Source organism: Bacillus sp. BACIII, from assembly GCF_057836745.1.
Window position 1 is genome coordinate 765,458 of the sequence record NZ_CM174437.1, and the last position, 16,035, is coordinate 781,492.

The following is a 16,035-nucleotide window of genomic DNA, read 5'->3' on the forward strand; positions in this document are numbered from 1 at the left end:
TGAAGAACTAGCAGATATAAGATGCCCCTACGACAATAAGCAAAATAAACAGAACGACAATTAATGCAAAACCTCCGCCGAAACAAGCTCCGCCCATCTGAAATCAGCCTCCCTTTGTTTCATGTTTACACGGCTATCATATGTGCATCCGCCTTTAAAGGTATAGGCGTATACCTTCTTTTTCAGTATTTTCTAAATAACGAAGCACAATTAGAAAAGTATTGGACGAGAGCATTTCGGTGGATTATACTAAAGGATAGCCAGTTTTTCCGGCAATGAGAGTGATATTGAAAATGGTGAGATAATGGTAGAATATCAAGTGAAAATTGATACGTTTGAAGGCCCATTGGACCTGCTGCTTCATCTGATTAACCGTCTTGAAATCGACATATACGACATACCCGTGGCAACCATTACTGAACAATATTTATTATATGTACATACAATGCAAGTGCTTGAACTTGATGTCGCCAGTGAGTATCTGGTCATGGCGGCGACGCTTCTCAGCATTAAAAGCAGAATGCTGCTTCCGAAACAAGAGGAAGAGCTGTTTGAAGATGAAATGCTTGAAGAGGAAGACCCTCGGGACGAGCTGATTGAAAAGCTGATTGAGTATAGAAAATATAAAACCGCTGCGAATGATTTAAAAGAGCGGGAAGAAGAAAGACAAAAGTCATTTACAAAGCCGCCGAGTGATTTAAGTGAGTATGCAAAAGAAATCAAACAGACGGAGCAGAGGCTGTCGGTGACCGTTTATGACATGATCGGTGCGTTTCAAAAGGTGCTTCAGCGTAAAAAAATCTCGCGGCCGAAAGAAACGACCATTACAAGACAGGAAATACCGATTGAAGACAGAATGAACGAAATCGTAAAAAGCTTAAAGACGGCGGGAAGAAGAATCAACTTTACGGAACTTTTTCCTTCTCGGCAAAAAGACCATCTCGTCGTGACGTTTTTAGCCGTTCTGGAGCTGATGAAAAATCAGCAGATTATCATCGAACAGGAAGAAAACTTTTCAGATATATACATTACGGGGAGTGAATCCATTCATGGCGCTTGATATCGTGAATTGGAAAGCGATTGTGGAGGCCCTGCTGTACGCGGCGGGTGATGAAGGGCTGACCAAAAAGCAATTGGTGACGGTGCTTGAAATAGAAGAAGCGGAACTGGCCGGAATCATGGAAGAAGTGGCCGCCCAGTACAAGGAAGACGGCAGGGGCATTGAGCTGACCGAATATGCGGATACGTATATGCTTGCAACGAAAAAAGAATTCGTGCCTTATTTGAAAAAATTAATCGAGGTGCCGTCAAAGGGACTGTCACAGGCTTCTTTAGAAGTGCTGGCGATCGTTTCATACAAGCAGCCGATCACACGGGCGGAAATTGAAGATATTCGGGGCGTGAAGTCTGAGCGGATTCTGCACAGTCTCGTGTCAAAAGCGCTGCTGTGTGAGGTGGGACGCGCCGACGGTCCCGGCCGGGCGATTTTATACGGCACGACCCCGGTATTTCTTGAACAATTCGGCTTAAAAACACTGGACGAGCTTCCGCCTCTTCCTGAAAATGCGGAAGAAGACGTTCTCCAGGAGGAAGCTGACTTATTCTTTGAAAACTTCAACCAAACTTTTGAGGATATTAAATAATAACGGTTTTTCATCATACGATAATAGGGAAAGGCCATTGATGAATAACGCAAATTGACGAAGTACAAGAGAGGAAGGAAACGGACGGAAATGGGAAATTCGATTGTGAGGGCCCATACTGAAGAAACTGGTGAATTTTTAGCCGAGGTTGTCACGATGGTCAACAGTTATTTAAATCATACGACATTACCGGAAATGCAGGCTTCTGGAAAGGCGGATGAGGCATACTGCCGCGACGTGCTCAGTGTGCTGAGAAGGATGACCGTCTTTTGCGAAGGCGCCCAGGAAGCCTGCCGCCGGCTCTTAATGCAGGAGCCGTTTCATGAGACGAGAGCGGAAAAAACGCTGTATAAAGTGTATCATCAGTGCGTGGAAGAATTTTTCATGCCGAAAAAGGATACGTGGTACGAAAACAGCCGCGCCGCTTATACAGGCCAAAGTGCGATTGAATTTTATCAGCATGTGCCCGATTCGCTGCGGAGCCTTCTGCTTTCACTGAGCAGTGAGTTTCTGCGCATGCGTGAAGAATTGGCGCAATATGAAGCATCAGGCTCGAATATGGTATCATCCAGATAAAAAAACTCTCCCAAAGGGAGAGTTTTTTTACGTAAAAGAGATGCAATTGGTATTCATAAGTCATGGACATGCGCATAAACTTGTACAAACCCACAACAAGGACGTGAGCATTCATGCGCTTTCTCAAAAAAGCTGCCGTATTTCTTTTGATTTTTGTTATTTTGTTTTCCATTACAGACGGAAATACGGCACATGCCCAAATACATGTCAGCGCAAAAAGCGCGATTATAATCGACGGTGCATCAGGCAGGGTGTTGTTTGCTAAGGACGAACACCATAAGCGGCGGATCGCGAGCATTACGAAAATCATGACGGCGGTGCTGGCGATTGAATCAGGGAAGATGGAAGAGACTGTGACGGTTTCGCCGAATGCCGTAAAAACGGAAGGCTCGGCCATTTATCTTCAGCCTGGACAGAAAGTAAAACTGAAGGACCTCGTTTACGGGCTTATGCTGAGGTCAGGAAATGACGCCGCTGCGGCCATTGCTGAATATGTCGGCGGAAGTCTTGACGGCTTTGTATTTATGATGAACCACAAAGCCGAGCAAATCGGAATGGAAAATACAAAATTTCAAAACCCGCACGGGCTGGACGATCATGAAAATTTATATTCAACGGCGTATGATATGGCGCTTTTGACTAAATACGCGATGAAGATCAAGGAATACCGGACTGTTTCGGGCACCAAAGTGTATAAAGCGGAAACGATGGACCGGGTATGGAAAAATAAAAACAAGCTTCTGACAGGGCTTTATCGTTACAGTACAGGCGGAAAAACAGGGTACACAAAAATCGCGAAACGGACGCTCGTTTCGACGGCTTCAAAAGACGGCACGGATCTTATCGCAGTCACCATAAATGATCCGGATGACTGGGATGACCATATGAATATGTTTAATTATGTCTTTGAGCACTATAAAACCTATATCGTCGCCAAAAAAGGCGGCATCCCGAAGCTGAAAAAGACGTTTTACGGAAAACACGCTTTTATTTCCCGGGATGTCAAGTATTTGTTAAAAGAGGATGAGATCGATGATGTGAAAATCAGCACAACCTTAATAAAACCGAAAAAAGCCTGGAAAAAGGATGCTTCTCTCATTCCTGATGTCGTCGGCCGGATGACTGTTATGCATGATGGGAAAGTGATCGCCAAGGTCCCCGTCTATTATGAAAACGAGCACCTTAAAAAACCGAAAAAGCATTTCATTGAAACGTTTACGAGCCTGTTTATGAGCGCGGCGGGCGGTTCAGCATGGTCAATTTAATCTGGGTCTGTCTGACGGTAATCGGACTGGTCTTTGCGATGTTTAACGGAACCTTGCAGGATGTGAATGAAGCAGTTTTTAAAGGAGCGAAAGAAGCGGTTACGATCTCGTTCGGATTAATGAGCGTCCTCGTGTTCTGGCTCGGCCTGATGAAAATAGCTGAGCAGTCCGGCCTTTTGGATATATTCAGCAAAATGTGCCGTCCGTTTATTTCTAAGCTGTTTCCTGATATCCCCCCTGATCATCCGGCAATGGGGTATATCTTATCAAATCTCATGGCAAACTTTTTCGGATTGGGAAACGCGGCGACGCCCCTCGGCATTAAAGCCATGGAGCAGATGAAAAAGCTGAACGGAGGCAAGTCTGAGGCCAGCCGTTCCATGATTACCTTTTTGGCGGTAAATACTTCAAGCATTACCTTGATACCGACAACCGTCATTGCCGTCCGCATGGCTTATTCGGCGAAATCACCGACCGATATCGTCGGACCGACCATCTTAGCGACTTTAATTTCGGGTATCGGCGCGATTTTCATTGACCGCTACTTCTGGTACCGCCGCAAAAGAAAAGGGAGGTAAGCGAATGGAAATGGTGAATTGGCTGTCTTTAGCCATGATTCCGATTATTATCGCCGGTATATTAATATACGGCACGATCAAAAAAGTGCCGACTTATGAATCATTCGTTGAAGGCGGAAAAGAAGGAATTGAGATTGCGTTTTCCATCATTCCGTATTTGGTCGGGATGCTTGTGGCGATAACCGTATTCCGGGCCTCGGGCGCGCTTGATTTTGTCATGGGGCTGTGCAAGCCTTTCTTTACGGCGCTCGGCATTCCCGCAGAGGTCGTGCCGCTTGCTCTGATCCGTCCGATTTCGGGTACGGCGGCGCTCGGCATGACGACGGATTTGATCGCCGTGTACGGGCCTGATTCATTTATCGGCAGACTGGCCTCGGTCATGCAAGGATCGACTGACACGACGCTGTATGTCCTGACTGTGTATTTTGGGGCGGTCGGCATCAAAAAAATGGGGGATGCTTTAAAGGTTGGTCTTCTTGCTGATTTGATCGGGGTGGTTGCATCAATCATCATAGTTACGTTATTATTTGGAAGCGCCTGATTGAGGCGCTTTTTATATATCAGAATAATGCTCCTTGAAAAAGCTTGTTTGTTCAAGGGGAAAAAAGTAAGATTATACTTGAGGTGAACGACATGGAAAGACTGCAAAAAGTTATTGCTCATGCCGGCGTGGCATCACGCAGAAAGGCAGAAGAGCTGATAAAAGAAGGAAAAGTAAAGGTGAATGGAAAAGTAATAACAGAGCTCGGCGTAAAAGTGACCGGTTCTGATCAGATTGAAGTAAACGGATTAAAGGTGGAGCGGGAAGAACCCGTGTACTTTCTGCTTTATAAACCGAGAGGAGTGATCTCAGCTTCTGATGACGATAAAGGGCGGAAAGTGGTAACCGACTTTTTCAAAGAAGTGCCGCAGCGTATTTATCCGATCGGCAGACTTGATTATGATACGAGCGGTCTTTTATTACTGACAAATGACGGCGAGTTTGCCAACAAACTCATGCACCCGAAATACGAAATTGATAAGACGTACGTCGCCAAAGTAAAGGGGATTCCTTCCAAGGAACTTCTGCGGAAGCTTGAGCGCGGCATTCAGCTTGAAGAAGGCAAGACAGCGCCGGCCAGAGCGAAAATGCTTTCTCTGGACAAAAGAAAGCAGACGAGCATTATTCAGCTGACAATTCATGAAGGACGGAACAGACAGGTCCGCCGCATGTTTGAGGCGATCGGTCATGACGTGCTGAAGCTCAAACGTGAAGAATACGCCTTTTTAGATTTAAGAGGCCTTCACACAGGAGACGCAAGAGAATTGACGCCGCATGAGGTGAAAAGGCTGCGGGCTTTAGCTGAACACGGCAAAAACGCTTTCTAATTTTCACATAACCTTCAAAAATTACAAAACGCGAAGATGATATAATTGAATGGATTTGCAGGCAGGGGAGGGGAGCAGTGTACAATGAACAAAAAACGGCGGCGTTTATTCATTCGGACCGGCATCCTTCTCATCTTACTCTGCGCGCTCGGATATACGGTCTATAATGCTGTTTACTCAAACGGCGAGCGTATATCTGAGGGGTCCAAAGCCCCGAATTTCGCGCTGAAAGATACAGAGGGCAGACTCATAGAACTGAGTCAGTTAAAAGGAAAAGGTGTTTTTCTGAATTTCTGGGGAACGTGGTGCGAGCCGTGCAAGCAGGAATTTCCCTATATGGAGAATCAATACAAGCATTTTAAAGACCTCGGTGTCGAGGTGATTGCGGTAAATGTCGGCGAATCAAAAATTGCAGTACATAATTTTATGAAAACATACGGCGTCAATTTCCCTGTTGCGCTTGATACTGACCGGCAAGTGCTGGACGCGTACGGCGTATCGCCTATCCCGACGACATTTTTGATCAATCCCGACGGAAAAGTCGTGAAAGTGGTGACCGGCACGATGACAGAACGCATGGTTCATGACTATATGAATTTAATTAAGCCGGAGGCGTCTTCATGAAAAAGGTCAAATGTGAATGCGGACACGTGAATCCAGCCGGGACGGTATTGTGCGAGTCATGCGGAAAGCCGCTTGATGATCAAAAGTCGCCGCTTGCCGATATGCGGTACGACGGCAGCGCAAGACGTTCGCAAACATATAACAAAACAATTGTAGATAAGGTATGGAATTTCTTTTCTTCCGTTAAAGTCGGAATATGGCTGATCGTCATTACTCTGGCGGCGTCGGCATTCGGCACGGTTTTTCCGCAGGAAGCTTATCTGCCGCCGGGCGCTCAGCCGGATACATACTATGAACAGCAGTACGGCACAATCGGCCAATTGTATTATCTGCTGGGGTTTCATCACCTGTACGGCTCATGGTGGTATATGCTTTTGATCGCATCAATCGGCGTATCACTTGTCATCTGCAGCCTGGATCGGGTGATTCCGTTGTACAGGGCGCTGAAAAACCAAGGCGTTCAGCGGAATTCGGTCTTTTTAAGGCGGCAGCGTCTATACAGCCGGACAGAAACTGAGCTGAGCGGAGATACGGCTGATGGCATCAGAACACGATTGAAAAAAAAGCATTATAGAGTGCGGGAACAAGAGGGAAGTATTCTCGCAGAAAAGGGCCGTTTTTCAAGGTGGGGCCCCTACGTTAATCATATCGGCCTGATCATTTTTCTGATTGGGGCCATGCTGAGATTCGTTCCGGGGATGTACGTCGATGAAACGCTCTGGGTCCGTGAAGGCGAAACCGCCCAGATTCCCGGCACCGACGGCCAATATTACTTAAAAAACAACCGGTTCACCATGGAGACGTATAATAAAAACACTGAGAAAAAAGTATTCGCCGATGCCATTGACAGAGCCGGAAACGGCAAAGTCGCAAAATCCTTCACAACGGATGCGGTTTTGTACAAGAGGGAGGGCGACATCGTATTCGGTGAAAAGCCAAAGCTTAAAAGAGTCAAAGAAAACGATATCCGCGTCAATGAACCGCTGCGGTTTGACTCCTATTCTGTGTATCAGGTGGACTATAAAGAAAACCAGCTCGATCAGATGGTATTCCAGCTGATCGACCAAAAAACAAAACGGTCATTCGGCAAACTGAAGATCAATCTTCTTGATCCCGACACGGACTATGATCTTGGTAACGGTTACAAAGTGCAGATCGCCAGTTATCTTCCCGATTTTTATTTTAATAAGGACGGAGAACCGAGCACGAAAACAAAGGTCCCAAACAATCCGGCTTTCGTCTTTAAAGTCACGGCTCCTGACAAGCCGAAAGGGGAGAAAAGCTTTGTTGCGATTCAGCAGACTGTTGAAGGTTCCGCAAATAACAAGTACAAATTAAAATTCGACCATGTGGAAACGAAAAACATTACAGGCCTCACCGTCAGAAAAGATTTAACCTTATGGGTGCTTGCCGTCGGCGGCGCGATCTTTATGATCGGCGTCATTCAAGGGATGTACTGGCAGCATAGAAGGATCTGGATCAAAACCGGTGACAGCGAAGTGCTTGTGGCAGGACATACGAACAAAAACTGGTTCGGTTTAAAAAAGGATATCGGATATGTTCTTAGCGGGACGGAGATTAAAGAACCGGCCGATCAAAAAGAACTGGTCAAAAATCAGGCCTAATGAAAAAGGAGTGGTGTCATGGCGGAGCTGAGCGCAAATTTTCTTTATGCTGCCTTTTTGATTTATTTAATTGCCGTCCCGGTTTTCGGCGGCGCCATCCGGGGAACAAAAGGCGCAAAGGACGGGAAGGGCCGCTGGTCGGCTATCGGAATCACGTTAACCATTGTCGGATTTCTATGCCATCTCGCCTACTTCATTGCGAGATGGTCGGCAAGCGGGCATGCGCCTGTCAGCAATATGTTTGAATTTACAACGTCATTCGGCATGATGCTTGTTCTCGCTTTTATTATTATTTACTTTATTTACAGACTGCCGTCTTTAGGCATGTTCACATTGTCTGTCGCGCTTTTGCTGATCGCGTACGCAAGCATGTTTCCCGCTGATATTACGCCGCTTATTCCGTCATTGCAGAGCAATTGGCTGTACATTCACGTCACGACGGCGGCGCTCGGGCAGGCAATTCTTGCGATCAGCTTTGTAGCCGGTGTCATTTTCCTGTTAAAGCATGTCGACCAGTCCAGACCGGGCAAAAAAACGTTCTGGCTCGAGGTCATCATGTTTATTATTGTGACGACGGTGGCATTTATCGCTGCGACGTCGGCATTCCGGCTGGCGGACTATAAAGCCGAATTTAATTGGGTGGATAAAAAAGACGCCAAAAGCGTCATGATATATGATATGCCTGCGCTTGTCGGCCCGCATGAGGGAGAACTGCTTACAGAAGGCGCGATGAAGCCGTTTATTGAGCTGCCGGCTATTTTTTCAGGCAGAAAGGTCAATACGGTGATCTGGTCGTTTGGCGCGGGTCTCGTCTTATACGGCGCCCTCAGACTGATATTCAGAAAGAGAATCAGTGCTCTTTTAAGCCCGCTCGTCAAAAATGTGAATCTGGACTTGGTAGATGAAGTCGGCTACCGCGCGGTTTCTATCGGCTTTCCGGTATTTACGCTCGGCGCGCTTGTGTTTGCGATGATCTGGGCTCAGCTTGCATGGACGCGTTTTTGGGGCTGGGACCCGAAAGAAGTATGGGCGCTGATCACCTTTTTATTTTACGCAGCGTACTTGCACTTGCGGCTGTCGAGAGGCTGGCATGGCGAAAAGTCCGCGTGGCTTGCCGTCATCGGTTTCGCCATTATTATGTTTAACTTAATTTTTGTGAATCTCGTGCTTGCCGGACTTCATTCGTACGCATAGAGCCGAAAGCCGATACAGTTCTCAAGCAGCCGTGCAGTTTGTTAAAATGATAGTAACAGAAGGAAAGCAGGGGGAAAACGATGGATCAAACAAATGAAACTAAAATATTAGTAGTAGATGATGAAGCCAGAATTCGACGCCTTTTAAGAATGTACCTTGAACGGGAAAACTATGTGATTGAAGAAGCGGAAAACGGCGATGAGGCCATTAAAATGGGGCTGGCCTCAGATTATGATCTGGTGCTTTTGGATTTAATGATGCCGGGAACGGACGGAATAGAAGTATGCCGGCAGCTCAGAGAAAAAAAAGCAACGCCGATTATCATGCTGACGGCAAAAGGGGAAGAAGCCAACCGCGTCCAGGGGTTTGAAGCAGGCACGGACGATTATATCGTGAAGCCTTTCAGCCCGAGAGAAGTGGTGCTCCGGGTAAAGGCGCTCTTAAGAAGAGCTTCCCAAACATCCTATCTGACAGCCAATACGCCGACAAAAAATGTGCTCGTCTTTTCGCATCTTTCCATCGATCACGATGCTCACAGAGTGACCGCGGACGGCACAGAGGTGAGCCTGACGCCGAAGGAATATGAACTGCTGTACTTTCTGGCAAAAACGCCTGACAAAGTGTATGACAGAGAAAAACTTTTAAAAGAAGTGTGGCAGTATGAATTCTTCGGTGATCTCAGAACGGTTGACACCCATGTCAAACGGCTCCGTGAAAAATTAAATAAAGTATCCCCGGGAGCGGCGAAAAAAATCGTCACCGTATGGGGAGTCGGATACAAATTTGAGGTAGGCGCTGAATGAAGTTTTGGAAAAGCGTAGTAGGAAAGCTTTGGTTTACCATTCTTTCACTCGTATTAATTGTTTTATTTATTTTAACGGTGCTGCTTCTGGAGTTTATAGAAAATTACCACGTAGAAGAAGCAGAAAAAGATTTAACGCAGCTTGCCGATAAAATTGCGGTCATTATAGAAAATCATGAAGACCAGCCGCTTGCCAGATCCATCACGTGGGAGCTGGCGGACAATTTAACGAGTATCGCGATCATTCAGGACGATAAGCATGTCTGGTATTCGCCCAATGACGATAATCATTTATCCTCTATTACATTGGAACAGATCAAACACGACCGGGATCTGCACAAGGCGCTGACAGACCGAAAAAAAGTAAGCAAACGCGCGGTGCCCAACAATGCCGGTTCCGATAACGAACGGCTGATCGTCGGAGTGCCGTATGAAAAAGACGGCAAAAAAGGCATGGTCTTTTTATCTCAGTCGCTGCTTGCCGTCAAAGATACGACGAAACATACGACACGCTATATTTTTCTTGCGGCGGGCATCGCCATTGTCTTGACAACGTTTTTCGCCTTCTTCTTGTCCAGCAGGGTGACGTACCCGCTTCGGAAAATGCGGGAAGGCGCCCAGGATTTGGCGAAAGGAAAGTTTGATACAAAGATTCCGATTCTTACTCAAGATGAAATCGGGGAGCTTGCCATCGCCTTTAATCAGATGGGCCGGCAGCTCAATTTTCATATCAACGCGCTGAATCAGGAAAAAGAACAGCTGTCCAATATTTTAAGCAGTATGGCAGACGGAGTTATCACCATTAATATCGACGGCACCATTTTGGTGACAAACCCGCCGGCTGAACGCTTTCTGCAGGCCTGGTATTATGAGCAGAATATGAATATTAAAGAAGGAGACAATCTTCCGCCTGAGGCGAAAGAGCTTTTCCAAAATGCCGTGAGCACAGAAAAAGAGCAAATGATTGAGATGACGCTTCAAGGAAGGTCATGGGTTTTATTAATGTCGCCTCTTTATGCGGAATCACACGTCCGCGGCGCCGTAGCCGTGCTCCGTGATATGACCGAAGAGCGCAGGCTTGATAAGCTGCGTGAAGATTTCATTGCCAATGTCAGTCACGAACTCAGGACCCCGATTTCTATGCTGCAGGGATACAGCGAAGCAATAGTGGACGACATTGCAAGCACCGAAGAGGAGAAAAAAGAAATCGCACAGATCATTTATGATGAATCTCTTCGCATGGGCCGGCTCGTCAATGATTTGCTGGATTTGGCCAGAATGGAATCCGGACATACGGGCCTGCATTATGAGACGGTGAATCTGCATGAATTTCTGGAGAAGATCTCCCGGAAATTCTCCGGTGTAGCGAAAGAAAAAGAGGTTTCGCTCACAGAAGATATTGCCGTGTCTCAGCCGGAGTGTGTTTTTGACGAAGACAAAATGGAGCAGGTGTTTACCAACCTTATAGATAATGCGCTGCGTCACACAGAGTCAGGCGGAAACGTTCATATCGCGGTTCAGACCGTGAAAGACGGTTTGAAAATCGATATTAAAGATTCCGGCTCGGGAATACCTGAAGAGGACCTGCCTTTTATTTTTGAACGTTTTTATAAAGCGGACAAGGCGAGAACAAGGGGCAGGGCAGGAACCGGACTCGGACTTGCCATCGTAAAAAATATCGTGGAAGCCCACGGCGGCTCAATTGCGGTGCACAGCAGCATTGACAAAGGAACGACATTTACATTTTATATTCCGACAAAAGTGCAGGATGGCGTCTGAAATTGACGAACAATCTTGTTCCATACGAAACACCCGCAGAACATGCGGGTGTTTTTGTTTATTTCTCCTTTAAAAATTTAAGAATATGTTAATATAAATTCCCTTCCAAATTCCAGTTTCTCGTAATATAGTTGTAATGTAACTTTTCAACGCATTTTTACGACAAAAAAGTGAACGGAGGGGCTTCCCATGGAAGAAACCTTTCAGATATTATATGATTCATACCATCAAGATTTATACCAATTTTTATTTTATATGGTGAAAGATAAGACTCAGGCTGAGGATCTGGCGCAGGAAGTGTATATCCGCGTCTTGAATTCTTATCATACTTTTGAAGGAAGAAGCAGTGAAAAAACATGGCTGTTGTCCATCGCGCGCCATGTGGCGATTGACTGGTTCCGCAAGCAGCAGACGATCAGACAGCGTATTATGGGTACGTTTGATTGGGATACACAAGATGTCAGAGATCAGCATTTGCTTCCGGACGAACTCGCCGTACAGCATGAAAATGTCCGGGAAATTTATACTGCGCTTGATCACTGCACTATAGATCAAAGAGCTGTTATTATCCTGAGATTTATTCAGGGATATTCCATTCAGGAAACAGCCGCCGCTCTTGGCTTCTCGGAAAGCAAAGTCAAAACGACCCAACACAGAGGGCTCAAAATACTTCGGAAACAGATGGAGCTTTTGAGGGAGGAGCTAATGGATGATGAAGTCATATTGGAACGAAGAAAGGGTAGAGGAGTTGTTAAGACAACTTCCGGCGGTTAGAGATCATCGTTCACCAGAGGCCATTTACCGGAATGTTGAAACGGGTAGACAGGACAGAAAAAAACCGGTCCGAAGCTGGGTTGGCCCCGCCGCCGCCGGCATCTGCGCATTGTGCATCGCTCTGATTATATCTCCTCACCTGATGACAAAAAACGAATCTGCCGGTGATCTTACAGCTGACAGCGGTCAAGCTGAAAAAGCCAGTCAGTCAGCTGCTGTCAAGCCGGATCAGAAGACGTTTGTCGTTTCTAACGAAAACAAAAACAATTACATTACTTTGGCGTTTGCCGATTCAGATACATCCGCCGTCATTCCGGTCAGTTTTGAAAAAAAGAAGCCTGACGAATCGGTTTCAGAGGCATTCTCTGATGCAGAAAACTTAGAAGTGCCCGAATCTTTCCTCTCTGTTCCTCAGCTTTTGGACGGTGTGCAAGTAACCGCGGTTAAGAAAGATTTGCTTGTGCAGGTAAACGGACGGCTTTCAATCGAATCAGCTGCCGAAGCTGATTTATTGAAAAAGATGCTGGAAGAGACTTTGACCTGGAGTCCTTACGAGCGGATAAAATTGACAAAGATTCAAAACGGAGACGGTCAGGATTTTTTTAAAGCTTCCGGCCTTTCGGCTGAGATGTCCGTACATAAGCAGGCCAACCGGGCGTATTTTTCTTATCGCGACAGTCTGGGACAAGAGTATCTCATTCCGTCTGAACAAACCTATTATTCAGTTTATCAGGCCATTGACGGGATGAAAACAACAGACGGAGACTCACAGACCGCGAGCATTATAGAAGCAGATGCGATTGCATCGGTATCGGAAAGGGAAAGCGGCGAGCAGCTGCGGATCCAGTTGTCCGAAAAACATAAAGTTGAAGATTCGTTGGAAGGCATTTTAATGATTGAAGGGCTTCTGTTAACTGCGAAGGAATTCGGTTATTCTGAGGTGCTGTTCACACATGCGCATACAAAGAAAATCGGCAATTATGATGTGACAAAACCGATCGCTGTGCCCGCCGCGCCTAATCCGCTTCCGAACCATTAAATGTGAAAAACCCAAAACATATGAATGTTTTGGGTTTTTTGTTTGTTACGGAAGGTCAATCAATTTAACTGAGACAATATCCTGAATTGAAGTCAGCTCATTGACGACTTTGTCATCTAAATGTTTATCAAAAGAAAGCATCATAATGGCTTCTCCGCCTTTTTCTTTACGGCCTACCTGCATGGTAGCGATATTGATATCGTTATCGCCGAGGATGCGTCCGACGCGTCCGATTACACCGGTCGTATCCTGATGCTGGATATAAACGAGGTGGCCGGCAGGATTTAAGTCAATATTAAAGCCGTTCAGTTCAACGATTCGTTCACCGAAGTGAGGGATATACGTAGCTGTTAACGTAAAGGTGCTCCGGTCACCGGTCACTTTTACGCTGATGCAGTTATCATATCCTGTTTCATTGGAGGAAATCTTTTCGCTGAAGCTGATTCCGCGTTCTTTTGCTACACCGCCGGCGTTCACTTCATTGACAGTTGAGTCTACACGCGGTTTTAAGAAGCCGGACAGCAGACTTTTTGTAATAAATGATGTTTCAAGTTTCGCGATAGTGCCTTCATATTGAATGGCAACATCCTTGACGGGTTCTTTCATACATTGTGACACGAGACTTCCGATTTTATCGGCAATTTGGTGATAAGGCTGAATTTTTTTGAATTCATCCTTCGTCATCGCAGGCAGATTGATCGCCGACATGACAGGCAGACCTTTAGCAAACTGCAGCACTTCTTCAGAAACCTGCGCCGCGACATTCAGCTGTGCTTCTTTCGTTGATGCGCCTAAGTGAGGTGTGGCGATCACTAACGGATGATCTGGGAGTTTTGACTCAACAGGAGGCTCCACTTCAAACACATCAAGCGCAGCGCCTGCGACATGCCCGCTTTCCAGCGCTTCCAAAAGCGCAGCTTCATCAATAATCCCGCCTCTTGCACAGTTGACCAGGCGGACGCCTTTTTTTGTTTTGGCAATGGTTTCTCTGTTAAGCAGACCTTTTGTTTCCTTTGTTAAAGGCGTGTGAACGGTAATGATATCCGCGCTTTCAAGCACTTCTTCGAATGTCCGGCTGTTCACGCCGATTTTGCCGGCTCTCTCCTCGGTTAAGAACGGATCGAATACATGGACAGTCATACCGAATGCTCTGGCGCGCTGGGCGATTTCGCTTCCGATCCGGCCCAGACCGATAATACCTAAAGTCTTTCCGTAAAGTTCCGCTCCGACAAAAGCCGTCCGGTTCCATTCCCTTGATTTGACTGAAATATTGGCTTGCGGAATGTGTCTCATTAATGAAGAAATCATCGCGAATGTATGCTCTGCCGTTGAAATGGTGTTTCCGTTCGGCGCATTAATCACGATAACTCCATGTTTTGTGGCCTCATCAATGTCGATGTTGTCTACGCCGACACCGGCTCTGCCGACGATTTTTAAAGAAGTCATCTTTTTAAACAATTCTTCGGTTACTTTTGTGGCACTGCGGACTAACAGGGCATCAAAGGTATGTAATTCATCTTCTGCATCCGCGACGTTTTTTTGAACAATTTCTATAAAGTCTGATTCCATCAGCGGCTTTAAGCCGTCATTGCTCATCTTATCTGAGACCAAAACTCGAAACATTGTTAGATTTCCTCCTAGTTTAGCTGACTAAATATCTGATAATTTATCATATTCTTAATTGAGTGTCAATGTGTATTGACGCAGTAAAGGAGAAAAGGAAGCCGATAATTCAGTTAAAATGGGCTTTATCAATATTTTATATAAAATTGAGCAGTTCTCTATACAATTACAATTTGATCATATATAATGTGAATAAATTCATAAGATCAATCTTCGGGGCAGGGTGAAATTCCCTACCGGCGGTGATGAGCGTCATGCTCTAAGCCCGCGAGCTGCTTCGGCGGCAGGATCCGGTGAGATTCCGGAGCCGACAGTATAGTCTGGATGGGAGAAGATGGAGGTTCAGCAGACGTTTTGATGCTTATATCAAACGTTTCTTTGCCAAGCCTTAGTAAGCTCCCGCTTTTTAATAAAAGCGGTTTTTTTATTGAGGTGCAAAAGAACCTTTCCTCTTTTCGAGAGATTTGATCGAAAAGGAGAGAGCATTGTGAAAGTAAAAAAATTAGTTGTCATCAGTATGCTTAGCAGCATTGCGTTTGTGCTTATGCTGTTAAATTTCCCGTTTCCGGGTCTGCCGGATTACTTGAAAATTGATTTCAGTGACGTTCCTGCAATTATTGCCATTTTGGTTTACGGGCCTGCGGCGGGGATTGCGGTTGAAGCGATTAAAAATATTCTGCAGTATATCATTCAAGGAAGCATGGCCGGCGTGCCTGTCGGGCAGGCAGCCAATTTTATCGCGGGGACGCTGTTTATTCTGCCGACGGCGTTTATGTTTAAAAAGCTCAAATCTGCTAAAGGACTTGCAGTGAGCCTGCTGGCCGGAACCGCAGCAATGACCGTGCTGATGAGTATTTTGAACTACATTCTCATCCTGCCTGCGTATACTTGGTTTTTACATTCACCGGCATTGTCAAACAGCCAATTAAAAACGGCGGTTGTGGCAGGAATTCTGCCGTTTAACATTGTAAAAGGCGTTATCATCACCATCGTCTTTACATTCATCTTTACGAAGCTTAAACCTTGGATTGAACAAAAACGCAGCATCCAGACACAATAACCGCTCCAAAGCGTCCGCTCTGTAAAACACAGGCCGGGCGCTTTTTTGATTGTTTGATCACGCAAAAAAATAAGACTCCGGCCGA

17 protein-coding genes and 1 riboswitch are annotated in these 16,035 nt (G+C 45.9%); of the genes, 15 read left to right on the plus strand and 2 right to left on the minus strand.

Translation table 11 applies throughout. The annotated features are described in order from the left end of the window. Window positions 1–7: 7 nt before the first annotated feature. Window positions 8–97 carry a YjcZ family sporulation protein gene (locus tag ACXN9U_RS03920; RefSeq protein ID WP_016939141.1) on the minus strand — a complete coding sequence of 30 codons (90 nt, stop codon included), beginning with the start codon at window positions 95–97 and terminating at the stop codon, window positions 8–10. A gap of 207 nt (window positions 98–304) precedes the next feature. Here ACXN9U_RS03920 and ACXN9U_RS03925 point away from each other — a divergent pair, with 207 nt between their 5' ends. The 14 genes from ACXN9U_RS03925 (at window position 305) to ACXN9U_RS03990 (ending at window position 13,267) form a co-directional block, all read left to right on the plus strand. Further along, window positions 305–1,060: a segregation/condensation protein A gene (locus ACXN9U_RS03925; RefSeq protein ID WP_060964867.1), complete on the plus strand. Its 756-nt coding sequence runs from the start codon at window positions 305–307 to the stop codon at window positions 1,058–1,060. Further along, entirely contained in the window at window positions 1,050–1,643 is a 594-nt protein-coding gene (scpB, locus tag ACXN9U_RS03930) for an SMC-Scp complex subunit ScpB (RefSeq protein ID WP_016939139.1), read from the plus strand. The genes ACXN9U_RS03925 and scpB overlap by 11 nt, the downstream gene beginning before the upstream one ends. A gap of 90 nt (window positions 1,644–1,733) precedes the next feature. Beyond that, entirely contained in the window at window positions 1,734–2,219 is a 486-nt protein-coding gene (locus ACXN9U_RS03935; RefSeq protein WP_489202189.1) for a DUF3907 family protein, read from the plus strand. Between the two features lie 113 nt (window positions 2,220–2,332). Beyond that, complete coding sequence (locus tag ACXN9U_RS03940; protein ID WP_489202190.1) at window positions 2,333–3,484, plus strand: D-alanyl-D-alanine carboxypeptidase family protein; 1,152 nt, start codon at window positions 2,333–2,335, stop codon at window positions 3,482–3,484. Then, window positions 3,472–4,062, plus strand: a complete 591-nt coding sequence (locus ACXN9U_RS03945) for a nucleoside recognition domain-containing protein (protein WP_224988080.1) — start codon at window positions 3,472–3,474, stop codon at window positions 4,060–4,062. The genes ACXN9U_RS03940 and ACXN9U_RS03945 overlap by 13 nt, the downstream gene beginning before the upstream one ends. 4 nt (window positions 4,063–4,066) lie before the next feature. Continuing rightward, complete coding sequence (spmB, locus tag ACXN9U_RS03950) at window positions 4,067–4,603, plus strand: spore maturation protein SpmB (RefSeq protein ID WP_003153387.1); 537 nt, start codon at window positions 4,067–4,069, stop codon at window positions 4,601–4,603. Window positions 4,604–4,695: 92 nt separating this feature from the next. Beyond that, window positions 4,696–5,430 carry a 23S rRNA pseudouridine(2605) synthase RluB gene (gene rluB / locus ACXN9U_RS03955; RefSeq protein WP_016939136.1) on the plus strand — a complete coding sequence of 245 codons (735 nt, stop codon included), beginning with the start codon at window positions 4,696–4,698 and terminating at the stop codon, window positions 5,428–5,430. 84 nt (window positions 5,431–5,514) lie between these two features. Continuing rightward, the gene (gene resA, locus ACXN9U_RS03960; protein ID WP_045925489.1) at window positions 5,515–6,054 is read left to right on the plus strand and encodes a thiol-disulfide oxidoreductase ResA; all 540 of its coding nucleotides are present in this window, start codon (window positions 5,515–5,517) and stop codon (window positions 6,052–6,054) included. Beyond that, complete coding sequence (resB, locus tag ACXN9U_RS03965; protein ID WP_060964869.1) at window positions 6,051–7,679, plus strand: cytochrome c biogenesis protein ResB; 1,629 nt, start codon at window positions 6,051–6,053, stop codon at window positions 7,677–7,679. The genes resA and resB overlap by 4 nt, the downstream gene beginning before the upstream one ends. Before the next feature lie 18 nt (window positions 7,680–7,697). Continuing rightward, window positions 7,698–8,873, plus strand: coding sequence for a c-type cytochrome biogenesis protein CcsB (ccsB, locus tag ACXN9U_RS03970; RefSeq protein WP_489202191.1), 1,176 nt, complete (start codon window positions 7,698–7,700; stop codon window positions 8,871–8,873). Window positions 8,874–8,953: 80 nt separating this feature from the next. Further along, window positions 8,954–9,676 (plus strand): DNA-binding response regulator ResD, encoded by a 723-nt coding sequence (resD, locus tag ACXN9U_RS03975; protein ID WP_003153397.1) that lies wholly within the window; start codon window positions 8,954–8,956, stop codon window positions 9,674–9,676. Next, a complete protein-coding gene (locus tag ACXN9U_RS03980; RefSeq protein WP_016939132.1) occupies window positions 9,673–11,454 on the plus strand; it encodes an ATP-binding protein in 1,782 nt (593 codons plus the stop codon). Before resD ends, ACXN9U_RS03980 begins: the two co-directional genes overlap by 4 nt. Window positions 11,455–11,643: 189 nt before the next feature. Then, window positions 11,644–12,228 (plus strand): RNA polymerase sigma factor SigX, encoded by a 585-nt coding sequence (gene sigX, locus ACXN9U_RS03985; protein ID WP_016939131.1) that lies wholly within the window; start codon window positions 11,644–11,646, stop codon window positions 12,226–12,228. Continuing rightward, a complete protein-coding gene (locus ACXN9U_RS03990; protein WP_479370988.1) occupies window positions 12,164–13,267 on the plus strand; it encodes a sugar dehydratase in 1,104 nt (367 codons plus the stop codon). Before sigX ends, ACXN9U_RS03990 begins: the two co-directional genes overlap by 65 nt. 45 nt (window positions 13,268–13,312) lie before the next feature. Here the strand turns inward: ACXN9U_RS03990 and serA are convergent, their stop codons facing one another. Continuing rightward, window positions 13,313–14,890 carry a phosphoglycerate dehydrogenase gene (gene serA, locus ACXN9U_RS03995; protein WP_060964871.1) on the minus strand — a complete coding sequence of 526 codons (1,578 nt, stop codon included), beginning with the start codon at window positions 14,888–14,890 and terminating at the stop codon, window positions 13,313–13,315. Window positions 14,891–15,095: 205 nt separating this feature from the next. Next, window positions 15,096–15,230: riboswitch (FMN riboswitch) on the plus strand. A gap of 147 nt (window positions 15,231–15,377) precedes the next feature. Between serA and fmnP the strand changes: the two genes are divergently transcribed. Next, entirely contained in the window at window positions 15,378–15,950 is a 573-nt protein-coding gene (gene fmnP, locus ACXN9U_RS04000) for a riboflavin transporter FmnP (protein WP_015240114.1), read from the plus strand. Window positions 15,951–16,035: the final 85 nt, after the last annotated feature.